General features: G+C 26.4%; 3 protein-coding genes. All 3 read left to right on the plus strand.

Annotated elements, in window-relative coordinates; all coding sequences use genetic code 11:
- Positions 1-423: 423 nt before the first annotated feature.
- Genes AQ1689_RS09345 through AQ1689_RS09355 form a run of 3 tightly spaced genes read left to right on the plus strand, consistent with a single transcriptional unit; the run spans position 424 to position 2,295 of the window.
- The gene (locus AQ1689_RS09345) at positions 424-1,167 is read left to right on the plus strand and encodes a hypothetical protein (protein WP_101955918.1); all 744 of its coding nucleotides are present in this window, start codon (positions 424-426) and stop codon (positions 1,165-1,167) included.
- A 7-nt stretch (positions 1,168-1,174) separates the two neighbouring features.
- Positions 1,175-1,819, plus strand: coding sequence for a hypothetical protein (locus tag AQ1689_RS09350; RefSeq protein WP_101955919.1), 645 nt, complete (start codon positions 1,175-1,177; stop codon positions 1,817-1,819).
- The gene (locus AQ1689_RS09355; protein ID WP_101955920.1) at positions 1,804-2,295 is read left to right on the plus strand and encodes a hypothetical protein; all 492 of its coding nucleotides are present in this window, start codon (positions 1,804-1,806) and stop codon (positions 2,293-2,295) included. Before AQ1689_RS09350 ends, AQ1689_RS09355 begins: the two co-directional genes overlap by 16 nt.
- Positions 2,296-2,439 lie beyond the last annotated feature (144 nt).

Genomic DNA, 2,439 nt, shown 5'->3' on the forward strand with positions numbered 1-2,439 from the left:
ATTTATGCAATTAGGAATGAAAATTTAGACAAGTTAAACGCCGAATAAAAACGCTGAAAAATGTGAGATTTTATATCAGTATTTTAATTGTAAAAAAGGAAAAATTAACGAAAAGCTAACAAAATATATAATTTATTGCTAGTGCTCGCCTACTTACGAAAATCCTTAGGGGATTTTCTATTCCGTTTTTATTTACTAAATTAGTTGCTCGAAACACGCAACAAACCATATATAAAACGTTGGCATTAATGCAGGGTAAGTGCTTAAAAAAAGAATTTCGAGTATAATTAATGGATAGTTTTAATATTTTCTTGAAATAAAATTTAAAAAATATAAAGAACCTTTTCTCTATCAATTTTATATAAAAAATTAACGTTTTATTATTAAATAAATATCTTATATTAGCCGTGAAATCTAATGATAATGAACATTGTAAATTTAAAATATCAAGTAATCGCCTTCGGTAATTACAATGATGTTATTCCAAGTGCGGAAAACATGAAATTTTTCCTTGAGAATTTTTCTGATAAAGGACTAATACCTAATCAGGTACAGGAAATAAATGTAAACGTTGGTAATGGTGATTTAAAAAACGAAACTATTACTAGGTTGGCTTTAACTTCACAAGATAAAAGTTGGAACATCCTCTTTAATAATCAAAGACTTGAAATATCATTAACAAATGTTGCTTTTAAAAGCGATGAATTATTTACTCTTGAATTTTTCATCAAAGAAACTTCTCAAATTCTAGAGAAAATTTCTGAGAAATTCACAAAAAAACATAATCGTATTGGTTTTACAACACAAACACTTGTTGATAAACTAGATAATAAAACGACATATAAAAAACTCAACACACCATTACCTTATTTCAGCGAAGAATTACCTATACAATGGAGTAACAAATTTGCTTTTAGAAAAATAATAAAAATACCAAATCCAGAAATAATTAATATTTCCAGTGATTTTAGTTGGATAAAGGCTAAAATTGGTCAAAATAACAAAAGTGTAGATTTTGAAGGGATATTGGCTAATATTGACATTAACACTCTTAGTGAAAACAATGACAATAGATTTAACATTACAGAAATCCGTGACTTTATTTCTAACGCTAATTCAATTGAGAAAGAAATAAAAAATCAATTTTTGGAAACAATTACAAAATAATAAAACTATGTTTTTTCATTTTAAAAATAGTATTGATATAGATCAAAAGAATCAAGATTCAATAAAAAAAGATTTATTTTGGAATAATTTTTCAAAAGAAACGATTGATTATTCTGATGAACTTTTCAAAAATTATAATTTACCTTCAAATTTTTTCATTGAAGAAAACTACACGAATACAAATATTGATGAAAACTTATTAAACAAAAAACGTCAAGAATATTTAAACGTAAAAGTTTCCCCTATTTTAATTTCTTTTCTAACATATGAAGACGTTGATTATGGTGTAAGAAGTGAAGGTGAAAAAATTATCTGTGAACAGATTGAACAAAACTCTGTAGTTGCTTTAAATTGGATTAACGAACTTTACATTCAAAATTTTAGTAATGAAAAAATTTTAATTGGATTATTAAGAATTTTAGGAAATTTGGATGAGGATGATATCTCTTCAATTGGCCATGTTATAGCTTTAGCATCTTTGAGCCACAGTAATACAGAAATTAAAGAATTAGGTGTAAGAGCATTTGAAAATTGGTCTTCTTCTAAGAGTTATTCAATTTTATCAAACGTAAAAGTGGGAGAAAAATGGTTACAAGAGTATATCAATCAAGTTATAAAAGATTTAGAAATTGATTTATGTCTATCCTTGTAAGAAGAATTAATAGAGCAAAATGGAATCAAGTAGATATTGTCAGTGATGATTCATCAGCTGATGCTATAACATCGTGCCTAAAAACTACGAATAATGACCTTTCTACATGGTTAATAGAGGATGAAAACGACCTAAATACTGCAATATTAGCATTAATTACAGGAAGCCGACAGGAAAATTTATCGACAATACATATAATTTATTTTGATGAAAGTTTAATATCTGATAAAAATCTTAATCTTAGTATTACCGAGGGCGACACCTTAATTGATACTTTTAAGAATAAGCATAGAGATATCTCAGAATTAACTTATTCAAGTTTAGGTGAGGTCAAAGACATCGTTTTAGATTGCCTAAGAAACGATCGTTTTAAAACTATAACACGCTCAAAACTAAAAACACTATTAAAAGACTGTATCAAAGAAGAGTTATTAGAAAAATCAAGTCTATCAGATAGTTTACAAAATATACTATAAAAATTATTTTCGGAAAGCAGTAAAACAGTGAAATAAACAAGCACTAAATGCCAACAAAGAACTGAGCTAAAAAACAACTCTTTTCTTGATTAAGTTTATACATTATTATTCTAGGCTCATAATTCTATAAATTAGTTTTTTGAG

It is taken from the genome of Tenacibaculum finnmarkense (genome assembly GCF_900239185.1).
Lineage (GTDB): Bacteria > Bacteroidota > Bacteroidia > Flavobacteriales > Flavobacteriaceae > Polaribacter > Polaribacter finnmarkensis.

Bases quoted from the DNA above. Each gene is read 5' to 3' on its own strand.
- AQ1689_RS09345 (WP_101955918.1), top strand. From the start codon at position 424: ATGAACATTGTAAATTTAAAATATCAAGTAATCGCCTTCGGTAATTAC.
- AQ1689_RS09350 (WP_101955919.1), top strand. From the start codon at position 1,175: ATGTTTTTTCATTTTAAAAATAGTATTGATATAGATCAAAAGAATCAA.
- AQ1689_RS09355 (WP_101955920.1), top strand. From the start codon at position 1,804: ATGTCTATCCTTGTAAGAAGAATTAATAGAGCAAAATGGAATCAAGTA.